The organism is Lacrimispora amygdalina (assembly GCF_003432035.1).
GTDB classification, from domain to species: Bacteria; Bacillota; Clostridia; order Lachnospirales; family Lachnospiraceae; genus Lacrimispora; species Lacrimispora amygdalina.
On record NZ_QOHO01000005.1, the window covers coordinates 41,443 to 57,837 of the forward strand.

A 16,395-nucleotide genomic window follows, 5' to 3' on the forward strand; every position below is an offset into this window, starting at 1 on the left:
CTTAGAGTACTCTGGACAAGAATGTCCTGGTTCTTTCATTCTTTGGATTCGTAAATATGTCCTTGGGAGCCCCTTCTTCTACCACAAACCCGCCATCCATAAAGATCACACGATCTGCCACATCTTTTGCAAATCCCATTTCATGGGTGACCACAATCATGGTCATTCCCTCTTTTGCCAGCTGTTTCATTACCTCCAGCACATCCCCTACCAGCTCAGGGTCCAAAGCGGAAGTCGGTTCATCAAAGAGAAGTATCTCCGGCTTCATTGCCAGCGCCCGTGCAATGGCCACCCGCTGCTGCTGTCCGCCAGATAATGCGGAAGGATAGGCATGTGCCCTGTTTTCCAGCCCCACCTTTCTAAGAAGATCCATTGCCTGTTCTTTTGCCTCTTTAACAGGAACCTTATTGAGTTTTACAGGTGCATACATTACATTTTCCAGGGCGTTTTTTAAAGGAAACAAGTTAAATCTCTGAAATACCATTCCTACCTGTTTTCTGTAATCTGTAACCTTTTTCCCTAACTGTGTGATATCCTCTCCCTGATACAGGATCTCTCCTCCTGTAGGGTTCTCCAGCAGATTAACGCAGCGCAGAAGCGTACTTTTACCCGATCCGGAAGGTCCTATAATCACCACTACTTCACCCTTTTCTACCGACAGATTGACATCTCTTAAAACTTCCAGATCTTCAAAGCATTTAGACAGATTTTTTATTTGCAGCATGATGAACCTCCTTTTTATCCTTTTTGATACAACAAAAAAGGCAATGTCTTTTTTTCAAAAGCTCCATTGCCCGGAAAGTTATATGCGGATATTTTTTTACAGCATATTCTGAAATTTTTTACGGATAATCTCTGTTAAGATTTCACAGGTGCCTTCCACGCCCAACAGGCTGGAATCAATCATAACATGTTTATGCTCCTTATCTGACATGACATAACCGCAGTAATGCCTGTGATAGGATTCTCTTGCCTTGTCAACCGAGGCGATCATCTTCCTTGCCTCATCCGGTCTCATATTCAGGCGCTCAACGCAGTTTTTTAATCTTGCCTCATATGGGGCGTATATAAAAATGTGGATGATATTCTTATAGTCCTCCAGAATATGATCCGCACATCTGCCTACGATGATACATGATTCCCTCTCAGCCAGATCGATGATTATCTTTTTCTGGACTGCAAAGACAGAATCCTGAATGGCGGTGGTCCCCATTCCAAGAGGATAGTTCATATTAAAGAATGCTGATTTGGCACTTTCTTCCACATCGCTGACAGCAGAGACCGGAAGATTTAAATCTTTCGAAGTCATTTCAACAATATCTCTGTCATAATATTCGATACCAAGATTCTCACTGACCATTCTGGCGATAGGTCTCCCCAGGCTGCCAAACTGTCGTGTTATGGTAACAACAAACTTTTCTTTCATATGGTACACCTCTTTTCTAAAGGTATTTGTTATAGCGTTTATTATACTCCCTCCCTGTTTCCCCTGCAATGTTTTCAGATTCCAATCTTTTTACTGGTTATTGTACTTTAAGTACAATGTGTGATATACTTACTCTCAATCAGAAGGGAGGTAACTACAATGAGAACAAGGGTTTCTGATCTCTATCACTCTGGCATTGATCAATACAGTCTCATCCTTCACAGCGGCGACAACGGACTGTCAAACTCAGTCTCCTGGATCTATCTGGCAGAGGATATACAAAATATGTCTTTTTTAAAGGGAGGGGAGCTGGTTATCACCACCGGTCTCTTTACTCAAAGCGGAACCTGCCTGTTGGATTTTATCCGCTCACTGGTGACTTACAACTGCAGCGGACTTATCATTAATGTGGGGAAATATTTAGAAACAGCAGACATCACGGCTGAAATTCTGGAATTTTGCAGAATCAGCAGATTCCCTTTAATTACCATGCCCTGGAAAGTCCATCTGGTTGATATCATGCAGGATTACTGTAAGGCTCTCCTCCAAAACACGCAGAGTGTGGACCATTTGAATGCTGCGTTTCAGGGTGCTCTCTATCAGACCACGCTTCACGAAACCACTCTTATGACCTTAAACCAGAACGGTTTCCCCACTGCATCCGACTACCGGATCATTGTCATTTCCAATCTGCGCAATGCCACCAGAATTACCTTCTCCTTAAACCGTCTTCAGTTAAAATACCATCTTTTTGAACATGATAATCTGCAAATCTTAATTTATCTCGCTTCCCAGTCTGCGCCTACCCTTAGTGAAATCATGGATATTCTTATGTATTATGACGGCATCACACTGGGAATCAGCAACGAATTCCATTCCCTGGAAAAAACAGGGATCTGCTATAAACGCGCCCGGTTTGCACTGGCCGCCTCCTTATTCTGGAGTATTCCTTCTGTTAATTTCGATGAACTGGGATTTTTTCAGATACTTTTTTCATCTTCTGACCCGGTATTGCTGCAGTCTGTCTGCCAAAAAAGCCTGGGAGCGCTGGAAGACTTTGATTCGGCCCATGATACGGATTACATGGAAACGTTAAAAGTCTTCCTTCTGTCTGACTGCAATCTACTGAAAACAGCCGATAAAATGCACACCCACAGGAATACGGTCATATACCGATTGAAAAAAATCAAAGAATTGTTAGGAACTGAAATGGACGATTCCAAAATTAAATTCGATTTGCTGATGGCTTTTTACATCAGAGAATATTTTGCCATATGATCGATATGAAGAGAAAGTCTTTTGTCATTCTTCTCTGCCTCCGGCATCAAAACGCTCCAGATTAACGCACATATGCTCCATAACTCTGTAAAATACATCAATATCTGCCTGAGAGATTCCCTCACTGACAATCTCCTCGAACTGCTCAAATACTTTCCGTATTTCCCTCGCTTCCTCATATCCCTTCTCTGTCAGGCAGATGGAAAATGACCTCCTGCAGTCAGGATTGCTCTCCCTGACAAGCAGCCCCAGTCCCTCCAGCTTATCAATGTTTCTTGACATTGCTGCAGCATCAATTCTGCATCGGTCTGCCAGTTCTTTCTGGGTAATGCGGTCCTCCTGCTGAAGATGATATAATATTTTTGCCTGCCCCTGGCCGGGCGTCAGCCCCAGATCAGACAACAGCGGGAAAAAGATCTGCTTCCTTGCCTTTTCCCCCCGCACCAGCAGTTCCCTGATATTTTGTTTCTTCACAATCTGCCTCCTTCTTTCTTTTATTCCAGTTCAAACTGACCTGTATAGAGCTGATAATATTTTCCCTGCTCTGCAAGCAGTTCTTCATGATTTCCACGTTCAATGATCTCTCCTCTTTCCAGAACTAAAATGGCGTGGGAGTTCCGGACAGTTGAAAGTCTGTGGGCAATGACAAACACGGTCCGGCCTTTCATCAGTGTATCCATGCCCTTCTCAATCAGCTTTTCGGTCCGCGTATCAATGGAACTGGTGGCCTCATCCATCACCAGCACAGGCGGGCGGGATATGGCAGCCCGGGCAATGGCGATTAACTGTCTCTGCCCCTGTGATAAATTGCTGCCGTCATTTTCAAGCAGAGTATCGTAGCCGGCAGGAAGTCTTCTGATAAAGGAATCCGCATTTGCAATTCTTGCAGCCTCCCGTACATCGTCCTCAGCCGCATTCAGCCTTCCATACCTTATATTATCGGCAATCGTGCCCGTAAATAAATGAGTATCCTGGACAATCAGGGAAATGGAACGCCTTAAATCATCCTTTTTTATCTGGCGTATATCAATTCCATCATAGGTAATCAGCCCTTCATTTAATTCATAGAACCGGTTGACCAGATTGATGATGGTGGTTTTTCCCGCTCCGGTAGAGCCCACAAAAGCAATTTTCTGGCCAGGCTTTGCGTACAGGCTGATTCCGTTCAATATGGGGTGTTCCCGTTTGTAGCCAAAAACAACTTCATGAAAACGAACATCTCCCTTAAGAGGCACCAGCCGGTATCCATCTTTTTCATCAGGCAGCTTCCATGCAAAACGTCCTGTATAAACCTGGGATTCCACAAGAATTCCATTCTCCCCTTCTCCGGCCTTTACAAGCGTTACGTTACCTTCGTCCACTTCCTGTTCTTCTTCCATCATCAGAAAGATTTTCTCCGCACTTGCCAGCGCTACCATCAGGAAATTAATCTGCATGGTAAACTGGTTCATGGGCATGGCGCTTTGTCTTACATATACCAGATAGGAGGCTAAAGTGCCCAGATTAATCAGCCCTGAGATTGCAAACAAACCTCCCACACAGGCAGATACTGCATAGTTAAAATAAGACAGCGCAACAATTGTGGGAACTGTAATACCTGTGTAAATGGCTGCTTTTGTAGAGGAAATCCGAAGTGCTTCATTTAACTCACAAAACTTTTCAAAATCCTGCTTTTCATGGCGGAAAATCTTTTCCTCTTTCTGCCCTTCCACCATTTCTTCCACAAAACCATTGATGCTTCCAAGATTCCTCTGCTGCTTTGCAAAGTAATTTTTACTTATCGTTCCGTTATGGCGGATATAAAGCAGCATGACTGTAAGAAAGAAAACAACAATCAGGGAAAGACGTACATCAAGAACCAAAAGCATGATGATGGTTCCTGTAGAAGTAATGAAGCTTTGAATCAGCAGCGTAAAACTGTTGTTTAACGCTTCCGAGATGGTATCCACATCATTGGTAAAATGACTCATCAGCTCTCCGTGGGTGTGGGTATCAAAAAAAACAAGAGGAAGCTTCTGCGTGTGACGGAATAAATCCATCCGGATCTCACTCACTACCTGCTGGGAAACATGAACCATCATTCTGCTGTAAATCAGACAGGATAGTGCTCCAGCCAGATACAGACAGCCCATGATAAAAATCATACGGATCAGCCCGGGAATATCTCCCGGAATAATATAGCGGTTTATTACCGGTTTTAAAAGATAGGTACCCATAATTCCGGAAAATGCACTGATGCATACCAGAACTGCGATCAGCAAAATGGAAAACCTGTAGTGCCCAATGTAGTTTAACAGATGGATCAGGGTCTTTTTTGCATCCTTTGGTCTTGCACGTCCTGTCTGTTTCATGAGGAAAGCCCCCCTCCTTTCTGCTGGGATTCAAAGATATCCCTGTAGATTTCATTATCCCTTAAGAGTTCTTCATGGGTACCGACCGCATTTACTCTGCCGTCATCCAAAACAATAATCTGGTCTCCATGGGAAACGGAAGAGATTCTCTGACTGATTATAATCTTGGTCATATCCGGAAGCGCATCTTTTAATCCGTCATTGATCTTCTGCTCCGTGGCTGTATCCAGTGCACTTGTTGAATCGTCCAGAATCAGGATTCTCGGTTTTTTTAAGATCGCCCTTGCTATGCACAGCCTCTGCTTCTGCCCGCCGGAGAGATTAACGCCTCCCTGTCCCAGAACTGTATCATATCCATCTTCCAGACGGTCAATAAATTCGTCCACACAGGCAATCCGGCATGCTTCTTTGATCTCATCGTCAGAAGCATTCTCTTTTCCCCAGCAAAGGTTTTCTCTCACTGTTCCTGAAAATAACGTGTTTTTCTGTAAAACCATACCAATGGCTTCCCTTAAATGATCCTGGGTATACTGATAAATCGGCTGTCCGTCTATCCGAATTTCCCCCGAGTTTATCTCATACAGCCGCTGTATCAGCTGGACCAGCGTGCTTTTTGCAGCACCGGTCTGCCCGATGATTCCCACTGTCTGCCCTGGCAGAATCTCAAAGGATATATCCGAAAGCACATACTCTTTTGCAGTTTCCCTGTATTTAAAATATACATGATCAAATTGTATGCCTCCCATGGTAATCTCCAAGTCGGAAGCACGGTCATCGCGGATCGCGGGTTCTTCCACAAGAACTTCTGAAATTCTTCTCCAGGAAGTCAGGGATCTGGTAAATAACAAAAACACATTGGAAAACATCATAAGAGAATTCAGGACCTGTAGCACATAGCTTAAAAAGCTGGTAAGTGCGCCCACCTTCATATGTTCTCCAATTACAAGGTTCCCACCAAACCAAAGAATGCTTAAAATAGTTCCGTACATGATAAACTGCATGGCAGGCATATTAAGAGCTGCCAGTGAAAAGGAACGCTCAGAGGTATTTTTTAAATATGTATTGACCTCTGCGAATTTTTCCGTCTCATAATCTCCCCGGACATAAGCCTTTACCACACGGATGGCTCTTAAGTTCTCCTGTATGGTACGGTTTACAAAATCCATGGCGCCCTGCATTTTCCCATAAAGAGGTCTTACATTCTTAATAATAAAAAATAAGATCACTGCCAGCAGGGGAGCGGCAATAAAAAATACCATAGCCAGACGGGCATTCAGCCGGAACGACACGACCAGTGCTGTAAGCATCATTACAGGAGAACGAAATCCAGGACGCATTCCATTGGTTATGGAATTCTGGATGGTGGTAACATCACTGGTCAGCCTTGTTACCAGGGATGATGTGCTGAAACGGTCCGTGTTGGCAAAGGAATACGTCTGCATCTTCTGAAATTCCGCTTTTCGGATCTCAGCACCAATTCCATTGCCGCAGACTGCAGTAAGACGGGCGCAGGCATGCCCCAGTAAAAGAGCAACTGCTGCAAAGGCAATCATCTGTCCTCCCTTCATCAAAATGTAGCTTTTGTTGCCGCTTGCAACACCTACATCAATAATGTCCGCCATTATCATCGGTATGATCAGTTCAAATACGGTCTCGGCCTCGATGCAGATAATTGCAAGAATCAATTCATTTCTGTACTTTTTGGCATAATGCAGCAGATTATTCATTTTCTTTTCTCCACATTGATTATTACAATAATTGTATTTGCAACTATTGACTATACAACTATTATATTCTCTCTGACGGAAATGTCAATAAAAATTCCGTCAAAAAATCAGGCCCGGCGCGCCCCCGTAACGGGGCATTCCAGGCCTGATTTTTTAAGTTTATTAAACGGGATATGTCTTATTCTGCTTATCAGCCAGAGTGGAATCCACACCTGTCTGCTGTGCTGCGCGGTATTCAAAGAATTCCTTAGCAACACTGGGGAACAGGGCATAGGACAGAACATCCTCATCCTGCTGTTTCCACTGTGCACATTCTTTCTCAAACTGAGGAAGCTGCGGTGCAATTAAGTCAGCCGGACGGCAGGTAATCGGCGTTTCATCACCAATAATCTTTTTTTGAACTTCCGGATTAAATGGCTTTACTGTCTGTCCGAATTCACCCATAAGAATTTTTTTGGTCTCCTTGGTTACCATCTTGTAGCGCTCACCGCTGATTACATTTAAAACAGCCTGGGTTCCTACAATCTGGGAAGACGGAGTAACAAGAGGCGGCTCACCAAAATCGGCTCTTACTCTTGGAACCTCTTCTAATACCTGTAAATATTTATCTTCCTGTCCTGCTTCCTTTAACTGGCTTACAAGGTTGGAAAGCATACCGCCTGGTACCTGATACTGCAGTGTCTTAATATCCACACCCAGCACCTTGGGATTTAACCGGCCGCTCTTTAATGCTTCTTCCCTGATTGGCTGGAAGTGAGCTGCAATCTCAGCCAGCAGGTTCTGGTCATATCCTGTATCATAAGGCGTTCCACGGAAGGTTTCCACCATAACTTCAGTCGCTGGCTGGCTGGTACCTAAAGCCAGTGGTGACATTGCCGTATCGATAATATCACAGCCTGCTTCTACTGCCTTCAAATAGGTCATGGAAGCAACACCGGATGTATAATGGGTATGAAGGTCAATCGGAAGTTTGGTTGATTCCTTTAATGCTCGAACCAGAACATCAGCATTATACGGTGTTAAAAGTCCGGCCATATCCTTAATGCAGATGGAATCTGCACCCATGTCCTCAATTCTCTTTGCAATGTCTTTCCAGTAGTCCAGAGTATAGGAATCACCCAGTGTATAACTTAAGGCAACCTGGGCATGACCTTTTTCTTTATTACAGGCAGTCACTGCAGTCTGCAAGTTGCGCATATCATTCAGACAGTCAAATATTCGAATGATATCAATACCGTTTGCAATGGATTTCTGAACAAAATATTCCACTACATCATCAGCATAATGATTGTATCCCAGAATATTCTGACCGCGGAACAGCATCTGCAGTTTTGTGTTTTTAAATCCGTCTTTCAGTTTTCTCAGTCTCATCCAGGGATCTTCTTTTAAGAAGCGCAGGCATGAATCAAAGGTAGCACCGCCCCAGCATTCAACTGCATAATAACCAACCTGGTCCATCTTCCCCACGATCGGAAGCATCTGTTCAGTTGTCATTCTTGTAGCAAGCAAAGACTGATGAGCGTCACGAAGAACTGTCTCTACAATCTTAACCGGCTTTTTTTCTATATCTGCCATTTTCTTACCTCCTGGTTATAGTTCATTTACTTTGCTGCCGGAAATTGTATTCTCCGGTCATATTATTTCACTCCGAAAATAGCCATGAATGTACCGGCTGCAACCGCAGTACCGATAACACCGGCTACGTTTGGCCCCATGGCATGCATCAGCAGGAAGTTCGTCGGATCAGCCTCAGCTCCCACCTTCTGGGATACACGGGCTGACATGGGAACTGCGGATACACCGGCGGAACCGATGAGCGGATTCACTTTGCCTCCTGTCAGCTTGCACATGATCTTTCCGAACAAAACACCTGCAGCTGTTCCAAATGAAAATGCAACCAGACCCAGGAAAACAATTTTAAGTGTATTGGAATTTAAGAACGCTTCCGCACTGGTGGTTGCACCTACTGATGTACCAAGAAGAATAACCACAATATACATCAATGCATTGGATGCAGTCTCCGTTAACTGTTTTACGACTCCGGATTCTTTAAATAAATTACCAAGCATCAGCATACCGACCAAAGGAGCAGTTGTTGGCAGGATCATACAAACAACAGTCGTTACGATTATCGGGAACAGAATTCTCTCAAGCTTGGATACCGGCCGGAGCTGTTCCATCTTAATTTTCCGCTCCTTCTCAGTTGTGAGAAGTTTCATAATCGGCGGCTGTATAATCGGAACCAGTGCCATATAGGAATAAGCTGCAACTGCAATGGGGCCCATCAGTGAAGTCATTCCCAGTTTACTTGCCAGGAAAATAGACGTAGGACCGTCTGCACCTCCGATAATGGAGATCGCCGCTGCTGCTTTATCGCTGAATCCCAAAAAAATCGCCAGAAAATATGCGGTATAAATGCCAAACTGGGCTGCTGCCCCTAACAGAAAGCTCTTAGGGTTTGCAATCAGAGGGCCAAAGTCTGTCATGGCTCCAACACCCATGAAGATAAGCGGAGGAAGAATCCCCCATTCATCCAGTTTAAAGAAATATTGCAGCAGTCCGCCGCCGGCACCATCCGCTCCAACTTCTTTCATAATATCCGGATAGATATTTACAAGCAGCATACCAAAGGAAATCGGCACCAGAAGCAGGGGTTCAAATCCTCTACGAATCGCCAGATATAAAAACAGAAAAGCGACGAGGATCATAAGCATGTTACCTGCAGTCAGGTTGAAGAATGCGGTCTGCTGAAGAAGATTGGTGAATGTATTACTAATATAATCCATGTTAATCCCTCCATAAGGAATCCGCGCTATTTATTGTTTTAGCGGATCTTTCCGTACTAGTTTAATGTAGCCAAAGTTGCGCCTGCTTCTACGGAATCACCCACAGCTGCCTGAACGCTGGCAATTGTTCCATCGGAAGGTGCTACGATTTCGTTCTCCATCTTCATGGCTTCCAGAACAAGAAGGACTTCGCCTTTTTTTACAGACTGTCCTGCACTTACCTTAACACCAAGAATCTTACCTGGCATGGGTGCAGTTACTTTTACGGAACCTTCCGGTCCTTTTGCGGTCTCTTTCTTAGGTGCTGCAGCGGGAGCTGCTGTTTTAACGGGAGCGGATACCGCTGCCGGAGCAGATGCTGCTGCTGTACCAGTTGTTTCTTCTACGGTTACATCGTAAACATTACCATTCACTGTAATTTTATAATTTTTCATGATGACAATCCTCCTGATTTTATGCTTTTTTCCAATTACCGGCTGCTGCACGTTTAATGGAACGGACAACAAGGCCGCTTGGTGAAACTCCTTCAGATGCTGCAATCGCTGCTGTTATTACAGCGGCCAGTTCCAGATCATCCTTCAGCTCATCTTCCTTAGCAAGGGGTGTGGCAAATACCGGTTCGGCTTCAGCAGCCACCTTTGTCTCCGGTCCTTTTCCCTTATTAAGCATTTTCTCTTCAAATATACTGATATAACGGAACCCGCCAATCAGCAGACTGATAAAGATCAATACCACAAATACCGTTCCCATTCCCATCAGTGTATTAAAACCGGCCTTTTCCATCTTTTCAGCTATATTATACTGTGGAATAAATGCAACACCGGTTATCTTGGAAAGCTTATGGTCAAAGGTTACGGTGAAATCCATATTTCTCTTTTCAAATACGGTATTGACCGTAGCAGTGTATCCATCCTTGCTCTCTTCCAATTTTACAGAATCCGAAGCCGAAACAAAACCGCCTAAATCACCCTTTACATTATTCCAGGAATCGATTCCCTCTGCCAGCGCAGCCACCTCATCCTTTTTAGCCAGGCTCTTTCTCATCTGCTCGGTATCTTTGTCCTCAAGACCGGTGTACAGCTCCAGATACGAGGCGACGGGAATCTGCTCAAGCTGCGCTTTCATATCAGCATCGATGCCTTCGGATTTAGTACCGGCAGCACCGCATGCAGATAATGAAAAGAGGCAGACTGCCATAGTAAGACCCACTACTGCTCGTTTCAAATTTAATTTCATATACCTGTCACCTCATTCTATATCGTGCCATGTTTTTTCGCCGGACGATCCTCTCTCTTTGTGAATAACATCTCAAATGCAGCGATCACTCTGGCTCTTGTTTCACTGGCATCAATGATATCATCAACATATCCTCTTTTTGCTGCTGAAAGTGCACTGGACTGAAGGGCACGGTAGCTTTCCGCCTTCTCCTCCATCACTGCCTTTCCGTCTTCTCCTTTTGCGATCTCATCCGCATACATGATCTTTGCAGCCTCAACCGGATCCATCATTCCTATTGCTGATTCCGGCCATGCATATACAATATCAGCACCGATGGATTTGCTGTTCATGGTAAGATAAGCACTTCCCAGTGCCTGTCCAATCACAACGGTTACTTTCGGTACGGTTGCGTTAGCAAATGCATAAGTGAGTTTTGCTGCTGCCTTAGCAATGGTTTTTTCAGATCCTGTTGTGTTCTCATACCCGGTTACGTTCACCAGAGTGAGAAGCGGGATGTCAAATGCGTCACAGAAACCAACGAATTCAGCCGCCTTCTCACAGCCTTGACCCGTTAATTTCGCTTCATAGGACATCGTCTTTAAACCATTGTCGTCATAGGATTCTGTTCGATTGGCAACACAGCCCACAGTAATACCGTTTAAACGGATAAAGCCGGTAACCATAGAGGAGCCATATTCTTTCCTGGTCTCCATAAAGAAATGATTATCAGAAATCTGTGTGAGCGCAATTTTCGTATCTCCAACATAGTTAGCCAAGTCGGAACATACCCGGTTTAAATCATCCGTGCACTCATCGTAAGACATGTCATCCTCGCTATTGGCAGGTAAAATCGTAACAAGGGTTCTGATATTATCAAAAATCTCTTCTTCCTCTCCGATAAAATCTACCAGTCCTGCTTCCCTGCTCTGAAATCCAGCGGAAGCGGTATTTAGTTTTTCCGTATAGTTGTCCTGAATGGCATTGGGTGAATTGACAAACAGCTTTGCAGACTTTCCTTCCATAAAAGTGAAATCTGCCATAGCTGCAGAGACAGCCATTCCGCCGCCGCAGGTGCCGAAGACCGCCATGATCTGGGGTACCACTCCTGATGCTAAAGTCTGGCTCATATAAATCTCACCAAAGCCATTTAAGGCATCTGTTGCCTCCTGAAGTCTTAATCCGGCACAGTCGACCAAACCGATCACCGGTGCTCCCATCTTCATAGCCATGGTGTAAAGTCGTGTAATTTTTTTAGCATGCATCTCTCCTACAGCCCCTCCGAAAACAGAAGAGTCCTGGCTGTACACATACACAAGGCAGCCCCCGATGGTACCGTAGCCGGTAATAACACCGTCAGAAGGAGTTTCCCTTGCTGTCATGTTAAAGTCAGTGCTTCTTGCTGTTACATAACCGCCGACTTCAACAAAACTGTTTTCATCAAGCAAAGCGTGAATTCGGTTACTTGCTGATGTTTGTGTTGAATTACTCATTTTGCAATCCTCCATTTTGTAATATTTGCATAGCCTCCGTTATAAAAATAACGATAAGACTATATAATAACACCAATTTCTGCCAATTATAATTGTATAATTAATCACAAGATATTTCAAGTTCTTTTTAGTAAAAAAAGAGCAAAAAACTATGGATTTCTTACAATCCATTGTCTCTTGCTCCTAATTTCCGTTGGCATTTTATCGATTGGTGTAGATTTTTCCGGCATTTTGTACATTTTTGTCGAACTTTTTTGTATGTTGTATACAAAGTCATTCTTTAATTTCCGTGATTCCGATGCTTCCCTCGGGCGTTTCCTGGAATATAATCCTGGATGCTCCCTCTCCCAGCACGATACCTTCTTCGGTTTTCTTAAGTGTAGCTGTATCCACCTTGGCCACAGAAACCATTAAATCATCCCCAAACACCATATCCGGATTCTGCTTTAAGAGATCCTCCTGCTTTTTTAAGAGTATTGTTTCCTGATCACCGTTAATAAATACACATGGATAGGTAATAAGTTCTGCCAGCGCCTCTAAATTCCGGTCTGAAACTGCTTCCTGTATTTTTTCCGCAAAGGCTTCCGCCTGCTTTCCCGGTCCCTTATAGGTCTCGTCAGCCAGCGGTTCTCCCTGATCGTCCGTAAGTGCGCCCGGCTCTTCTTCCTGGGAATCAGCCGTTCCTTCTGTACCGCTTTCCGTCAAGGATTCTTCCATAATGCTGGCCGCAGTCTCCGATTCAGTCATCTGCGCAGCTTTGGAACCGGCGGTTGAATCTCCCTTTTTTCCGCAGCCGGCTGCAAAAGATACAGCCAGTGCAATGACAAAACAAATGATACCGAATCTTTTCCTGAGCATCTTTTTTCGTTCCTCCCTGCGTCCATTTACTGCTTCGGGCACAGTATAGCACCGGTAAAGATTGGAAGTCAATAGAGTTTCCAAAACCGTAAACCTTAGTCATTTTTCCGTAAGATATTTGTCCGCATTTTTAATTATTTGTATTCTTTATGAAGCGTAAAGCCTCTTCCCCTCACCTCTGTTACCTGGTTGATAATCATAAAAGCATGAGGATCCAGTTCGAGAACCAGTTCATTCAGCTTAGACAGCTGCCTGCCTGAAATCACAGTGAGAACAGCAAAAGAGGATTCCCTTAAATGGCCTCCTTCACTGGCAAGCAGTGTGGTTCCTCTGTCCATCCGCCTTTGTATCTCATGGCTGATCTGGTCATATTTTTTACTGATGATCTTTACCTGCATCTGATTCCGGCCAGTCATAAGAACTTTATCCAGAACCATGGTGTATAAAAGAACAAGAAGAATTCCATACAGGATCTGCTCCATGCCGGAAAATATCATCTGGGAGAGAAGTATCAGGCAGTCAAATAACGACATTGTGAGAGAAATTGACAAATTCCACTTTTTATTAATGATGAGAGGCGGTATATCCATGCCTCCTGTGGACGCTCCAGCCCGTATTACCATGCCGATACCCGCACCGATTAAAAGTCCTGAAAAAACGGTCGCAAGCATTCGGTCCTGGGTAATGACCATATTGCCAAAAAGATTCTCAAAAATCCCCAGAATAAACGGATAATAGAAGGTACTGATTAAGGTTGTCAGTGCAAACGCCTTTCCAAGTACAAATGCGCCGGCTGCAAACATGATGATATTAAATACCCCTACAAACAGAGCAATTGAAATTCCAAGTTTTGCATGGGCAACTAAAGCGAGGCCTGTCGTACCTCCTGTAATCAGCCCGTTCGGAAGAATAAACAGGGAAACAGCAAGCGCATATACGGTGTTTCCTGCCAGCACCGCAGCTATTTTTTTCAAATTCATACTTCAGTAACTTCCTTTCGTATACTTATTGCGCTAAAAACTTTGCTCTGAGCGCATCCCTTTTTTCCTGAGTCACAAACAGCCGTTGTGTCAGATACTGGTCTATGGTTCCAAAGGACTGTTCTATGGAAGAAAAAGCTCGTAGAATATAAGACTCCGAAACAGTAAATAATACTCTGACACAGTCTGCAAGGCCTCTGTCCCCAGTCTCCTTTTCAATCAGGCAACAGGTGAGATTCACCTGCTCCATAACATAATCATTGGTCTTTACGAAATCCTTTATAATGGTTTCCCGCTGAACCCCAAGTGCAGTAAGAAGCAGTGCAGTCCCTACTCCCACCCTGTCCTTTCCTGCTGTGCAGTGCCATAGAACCGCCCTGTCATCTGCTTCCAGCAAAAGATCGAAAAACCTGGAATAGGAGTATGCGGCATGGTCATTTAAAACAAGATCTTCGTAAAGCCTGTCCACATACGATTCCGGCTTTCCCCCTAAGGAAGAGGCATGGAGAAGGATTGATTTTATTGCATCAGGTTCCCCTTCCTCTGCCTCCTGTTCTTCTTCAAAGGTAATCCCCACTGTCTTTTCGTCAAGAATGGGATTGAATATATTACGGACTCCCGGCATTTCAGGATCCGGCTTCTGCTTTCTTTCCGTCGCTGTTCTGAAATCAATGACGGTTCCAAGGCCGCACCCATCAGATAATATCCGGATATCTTCACCGGTTGCCTCGTATAAGGTTCCGCTCCGGATCAGCCTTTTAGGCAGTATCCTCTTTCCGTCCTGGGTTTCTAATCCGCCTAAATCTCTGGTATTATGCAGCTTCTCAAGCTTTATTCTCCCCATGGAACCGGTATTTTTCTCATTCATTTTATCATTTCCTCCCATTTTTCCTGCAGTACATTACGTCGTAGGAAATTGTATTTTGTCAAGTATATCATAATTTAACTTCAAGAGGAAGCGAGTATTTCCGTAAATCCCGGCATGGAAAGATAGCGGGTAATAATATTTTTAAAGCACCAGTAAACAGTCAGGCGTTTTGTCCCTTCTGTTAAATAAACCGGAAACTCCTTTACTGCTTTGCCATTTAACCAGTATGTAACAGCACCCACTGCCTGCCCTTTTTTAACAGGAGCCTCTAACTTATCTGGAACGCTGGTCTTTACTGTCACCTTCTCATCATCTGCCAGCAGAAGCTTGATGCTTTTCTCCCTGTCATCTGCCATGGCACAGGCTATTAAAACTGGCCGGTCAAGCCCTCCTGTTAAGGGAATCCCTTCATTTATCAGCACTTTAGGCAGCTTTACTTCTTCATATACATCCCGGTAATGGAACCGGTCCATACCATACTGAAACAGCTTTCTGGCATCGGACCATTTCCAGGTTTTATGGGGAGGCCAGCCGCAGCCTAAAAGAGCGATGGTAAAGATTCTTCCGTCGCTTTTAACAGCTCCCACATAGGAGTAGCCTGCCCCGCCGGTAAATCCTGTTTTCCCGGAAAATGCCCCGCCCAGGGAATTTAAAAGGGCGTTGTGGTTTGTGCAGCTAAAGGATCTTTTACCATTTACATCCGTAAAGGAATAGTTCTGTGTTCCCGTTATTTCCAGGAATTGCCTGCTTTTTGGAGATTCACCGATACAGTAATTCATGATTCTGGCTAAATCAGCCGCAGTGGTAGCATGCTCTTTTATTTCTCCGTCTTTTTCTTCCTTTGCGTCCAGGCCGTTGGGGGTAATAAAGTATGTATTGCTGCACCCTAACTCCTTCGCTTTCTGATTCATGAGCTTTGCAAATCCCTCTCTGCTTCCTCCTATATGCTCTGCAATCATCATGGCTGCATCGTTGTGGGACTCAAGCATCAGACTGTAAAGTAAATCTTTTAAACAGATTGTTTCTCCTTTATAAACTCCCAAATGAACCTTGGGCTGGTTTGCCGCATTCTGGCTGGCAGTTACCGGATCAGACAGATTGCCGTTTTCAAGAGCAATAATACAGGTCATGATTTTTGTGGTACTGGCCATGGGACGCACCAGTTCCTCGTTTTTCCCGTATAAAATCCGGTTGGACGAGGCATCCATTAATACTGCTGACTGGGCATAAAGATTCAGTTCATCGGTTGTCTGCAATGGTTTTTTATGATCCGCTTCTTCTGAAGTCACTGATGTATGGTTTTTAACGGTCTCTTTTTCTGCCAGCTTACCCGCAAATGTTCCTATAAGAAAAAACAGCGCGAGTCCTGCTGCTGCCAGGAGTATTCCTTTGGCTTGCCTCATAAAAGAGCCT

Annotated in this window: 15 protein-coding genes; 1 reads left to right on the forward strand and 14 read right to left on the reverse strand. The window is 44.3% G+C overall.

The window, feature by feature from the left end:
- Position 1: 1 nt before the first annotated feature.
- Both DS742_RS01275 and DS742_RS01280 read right to left on the reverse strand, forming a co-directional pair.
- Entirely contained in the window at positions 2-724 is a 723-nt protein-coding gene (locus DS742_RS01275) for an amino acid ABC transporter ATP-binding protein (RefSeq protein WP_117415230.1), read from the reverse strand.
- A 96-nt stretch (positions 725-820) separates the two neighbouring features.
- Positions 821-1,426, reverse strand: a complete 606-nt coding sequence (locus DS742_RS01280) for a cytidylate kinase-like family protein (protein WP_117415231.1) — start codon at positions 1,424-1,426, stop codon at positions 821-823.
- A 159-nt stretch (positions 1,427-1,585) separates the two neighbouring features.
- Between DS742_RS01280 and DS742_RS01285 the strand changes: the two genes are divergently transcribed.
- On the forward strand, positions 1,586-2,704 hold the full coding sequence (locus tag DS742_RS01285) for a PucR family transcriptional regulator (protein WP_117415232.1): 1,119 nt from the start codon (positions 1,586-1,588) through the stop codon (positions 2,702-2,704).
- 24 nt (positions 2,705-2,728) lie between these two features.
- Here the strand turns inward: DS742_RS01285 and DS742_RS01290 are convergent, their stop codons facing one another.
- The 12 genes from DS742_RS01290 to DS742_RS01345 all read right to left on the reverse strand — a co-directional run bounded on the left by DS742_RS01290 (position 2,729) and on the right by DS742_RS01345 (position 16,385).
- Positions 2,729-3,178, reverse strand: a complete 450-nt coding sequence (locus DS742_RS01290) for a MarR family winged helix-turn-helix transcriptional regulator (protein ID WP_170313328.1) — start codon at positions 3,176-3,178, stop codon at positions 2,729-2,731.
- 20 nt (positions 3,179-3,198) lie between these two features.
- Positions 3,199-5,055, reverse strand: coding sequence for an ABC transporter ATP-binding protein (locus tag DS742_RS01295; protein ID WP_117415234.1), 1,857 nt, complete (start codon positions 5,053-5,055; stop codon positions 3,199-3,201).
- Positions 5,052-6,782, reverse strand: a complete 1,731-nt coding sequence (locus DS742_RS01300; RefSeq protein ID WP_117415235.1) for an ABC transporter ATP-binding protein — start codon at positions 6,780-6,782, stop codon at positions 5,052-5,054. The genes DS742_RS01295 and DS742_RS01300 overlap by 4 nt, the downstream gene beginning before the upstream one ends.
- Before the next feature lie 162 nt (positions 6,783-6,944).
- Positions 6,945-8,357, reverse strand: coding sequence for an oxaloacetate decarboxylase subunit alpha (locus tag DS742_RS01305; protein ID WP_117415236.1), 1,413 nt, complete (start codon positions 8,355-8,357; stop codon positions 6,945-6,947).
- Between the two features lie 62 nt (positions 8,358-8,419).
- Complete coding sequence (locus DS742_RS01310; RefSeq protein WP_117415237.1) at positions 8,420-9,568, reverse strand: sodium ion-translocating decarboxylase subunit beta; 1,149 nt, start codon at positions 9,566-9,568, stop codon at positions 8,420-8,422.
- 56 nt (positions 9,569-9,624) lie between these two features.
- The gene (locus DS742_RS01315; RefSeq protein WP_117415238.1) at positions 9,625-10,002 is read right to left on the reverse strand and encodes a biotin/lipoyl-containing protein; all 378 of its coding nucleotides are present in this window, start codon (positions 10,000-10,002) and stop codon (positions 9,625-9,627) included.
- Between the two features lie 19 nt (positions 10,003-10,021).
- Positions 10,022-10,804, reverse strand: coding sequence for an OadG family transporter subunit (locus DS742_RS01320; RefSeq protein ID WP_117415239.1), 783 nt, complete (start codon positions 10,802-10,804; stop codon positions 10,022-10,024).
- Between the two features lie 17 nt (positions 10,805-10,821).
- Positions 10,822-12,276, reverse strand: coding sequence for an acyl-CoA carboxylase subunit beta (locus tag DS742_RS01325; RefSeq protein ID WP_117415240.1), 1,455 nt, complete (start codon positions 12,274-12,276; stop codon positions 10,822-10,824).
- Positions 12,277-12,549: 273 nt separating this feature from the next.
- Positions 12,550-13,134 carry a hypothetical protein gene (locus DS742_RS01330; RefSeq protein WP_117415241.1) on the reverse strand — a complete coding sequence of 195 codons (585 nt, stop codon included), beginning with the start codon at positions 13,132-13,134 and terminating at the stop codon, positions 12,550-12,552.
- 134 nt (positions 13,135-13,268) lie between these two features.
- Complete coding sequence (locus DS742_RS01335; RefSeq protein ID WP_117415242.1) at positions 13,269-14,114, reverse strand: YitT family protein; 846 nt, start codon at positions 14,112-14,114, stop codon at positions 13,269-13,271.
- Positions 14,115-14,139: 25 nt separating this feature from the next.
- The gene (locus tag DS742_RS01340; protein ID WP_170313329.1) at positions 14,140-14,982 is read right to left on the reverse strand and encodes a tyrosine-protein phosphatase; all 843 of its coding nucleotides are present in this window, start codon (positions 14,980-14,982) and stop codon (positions 14,140-14,142) included.
- A gap of 80 nt (positions 14,983-15,062) precedes the next feature.
- A complete protein-coding gene (locus tag DS742_RS01345; protein WP_117415244.1) occupies positions 15,063-16,385 on the reverse strand; it encodes a D-alanyl-D-alanine carboxypeptidase family protein in 1,323 nt (440 codons plus the stop codon).
- Between the last annotated feature and the right edge of the window lie 10 nt (positions 16,386-16,395).

What these genes read in the sequence shown, in the direction of transcription:
- DS742_RS01275 (WP_117415230.1), bottom strand. Translation starts at nt 724, where the DNA reads ATGCTGCAAATAAAAAATCTGTCTAAATGCTTTGAAGATCTGGAAGTT.
- DS742_RS01280 (WP_117415231.1), bottom strand. Translation starts at nt 1,426, where the DNA reads ATGAAAGAAAAGTTTGTTGTTACCATAACACGACAGTTTGGCAGCCTG.
- DS742_RS01285 (WP_117415232.1), top strand. Translation starts at nt 1,586, where the DNA reads ATGAGAACAAGGGTTTCTGATCTCTATCACTCTGGCATTGATCAATAC.
- DS742_RS01295 (WP_117415234.1), bottom strand. Translation starts at nt 5,055, where the DNA reads ATGAAACAGACAGGACGTGCAAGACCAAAGGATGCAAAAAAGACCCTG.
- DS742_RS01300 (WP_117415235.1), bottom strand. Translation starts at nt 6,782, where the DNA reads ATGAATAATCTGCTGCATTATGCCAAAAAGTACAGAAATGAATTGATT.
- DS742_RS01305 (WP_117415236.1), bottom strand. Translation starts at nt 8,357, where the DNA reads ATGGCAGATATAGAAAAAAAGCCGGTTAAGATTGTAGAGACAGTTCTT.
- DS742_RS01310 (WP_117415237.1), bottom strand. Translation starts at nt 9,568, where the DNA reads ATGGATTATATTAGTAATACATTCACCAATCTTCTTCAGCAGACCGCA.
- DS742_RS01315 (WP_117415238.1), bottom strand. Translation starts at nt 10,002, where the DNA reads ATGAAAAATTATAAAATTACAGTGAATGGTAATGTTTACGATGTAACC.
- DS742_RS01320 (WP_117415239.1), bottom strand. Translation starts at nt 10,804, where the DNA reads ATGAAATTAAATTTGAAACGAGCAGTAGTGGGTCTTACTATGGCAGTC.
- DS742_RS01325 (WP_117415240.1), bottom strand. Translation starts at nt 12,276, where the DNA reads ATGAGTAATTCAACACAAACATCAGCAAGTAACCGAATTCACGCTTTG.
- DS742_RS01330 (WP_117415241.1), bottom strand. Translation starts at nt 13,134, where the DNA reads ATGCTCAGGAAAAGATTCGGTATCATTTGTTTTGTCATTGCACTGGCT.
- DS742_RS01335 (WP_117415242.1), bottom strand. Translation starts at nt 14,114, where the DNA reads ATGAATTTGAAAAAAATAGCTGCGGTGCTGGCAGGAAACACCGTATAT.
- DS742_RS01340 (WP_170313329.1), bottom strand. Translation starts at nt 14,982, where the DNA reads ATGAATGAGAAAAATACCGGTTCCATGGGGAGAATAAAGCTTGAGAAG.
- DS742_RS01345 (WP_117415244.1), bottom strand. Translation starts at nt 16,385, where the DNA reads ATGAGGCAAGCCAAAGGAATACTCCTGGCAGCAGCAGGACTCGCGCTG.